General features: G+C 65.4%; 1 protein-coding gene. It reads left to right on the top strand.

Annotated elements, in window-relative coordinates:
- Window positions 1-83 precede the first annotated feature (83 nt).
- Window positions 84-1,220 carry an IS30 family transposase gene (locus NJ4_RS24830; protein ID WP_067442125.1) on the top strand — a complete coding sequence of 379 codons (1,137 nt, stop codon included), beginning with the start codon at window positions 84-86 and terminating at the stop codon, window positions 1,218-1,220.
- Window positions 1,221-1,251: the final 31 nt, after the last annotated feature.

Below are 1,251 nucleotides of genomic sequence, written 5' to 3' on the forward strand. Positions count from 1 at the left end.
GGGTCCGCAGCGTCGTAGCAACACCTGATGATGAGTAGGTGTTGATGATGAAGATTCACAGGCCGTTTACGCCGAGGATGCAGATGGATCGGCAGCAGGCGATGTGGGATGCGTGGTGCTCTGGTCTGCGGGTGGGTGCGGTCGGCGAGCTGGTCGGCTTCGACCGGGCCACGGTCCGTAACCGGGTGGTCGAGGCGGGTGGGATCCGTCCACGGCGCAAGCAGACGGCTTCTCGTCTGTCCTTTGAGGATCGGGTGCACATCGAGATCGGGCTGAAACAGCAACGCTCGATGAGTGCGATCGCCGATGATCTGGGGCGGCACCGCTCGACCATCGGCCGGGAGGTCAAGGCCCATCTGGACGCCGATGGGCGGTACCTGGCGAAGTGGGCCCATGCCGCCACGTTCGAGGATGCCCGCAGGCCGCAGGACTCGAAGATCGAGTCGAACCCGGTGCTGCGGGCACGCATCGTCAAGGATCTGGGGGCGAAATACTCTCCGGAGCAGATCGCGGGACGATTGCGTCATGACCATCCCGACGAGCCGGCGATGAACGTGCACCACGAGACGATCTACCGGTGGATCTATCTCCAGCCTCGCGGTGAGCTCAAGCGTGAGGTCACCGCCGCGTTGCGCTCAGGGCGGGCGATTCGGGTGCCTAACAAGCACGGCCGGGCCACCGGTCAGGGCCAGATCCCCGACATGGTCTCCATCCACGACCGGCCCCCGGTCGACCATCCTGACGGCACCCGGATCCCCGGCCACTGGGAAGGCGACCTGATCATCGGCAAGAACAACGGCTCCGCCATCGGCACCGTGGTCGAACGCGCCACCGGCTACCTGATGCTGCTGCACCTACCCAACGGCCGTGGCGTCGAGCACGTCACCGCCGCCCTGACCCGGAGGCTGGTCGAACTTCCCCACGACCTTCGCCGGTCGCTGACCTGGGACCAGGGCAAGGAACTCTCACAGCACAAGAAGGTCGCCGTGGACGCCGACATCGACATCTTCTTCGCCGACCCCCACACGCCGTGGCACCGGCCCTCGAACGAGAACACCAACGGCCTGCTGCGCCAGTACTTCCCAAAGGGCACCGACCTCGCCCTCCACGACGTCGAACACCTCGAGTTCGTCGAGGCCCAGATGAACGACCGTCCCCGCAAACGCCTCGACTACGCTCGCCCGCAAGAGCTCATGACCCAGCTGATGTTGAACCCCTAGACCCACCGTGTTGCGACGACGGCACGGATCC

The organism is Nocardioides jensenii JCM 1364 = NBRC 14755 (assembly GCF_001552535.1).
Classification (GTDB): domain Bacteria; phylum Actinomycetota; class Actinomycetes; order Propionibacteriales; family Nocardioidaceae; genus Nocardioides; species Nocardioides jensenii.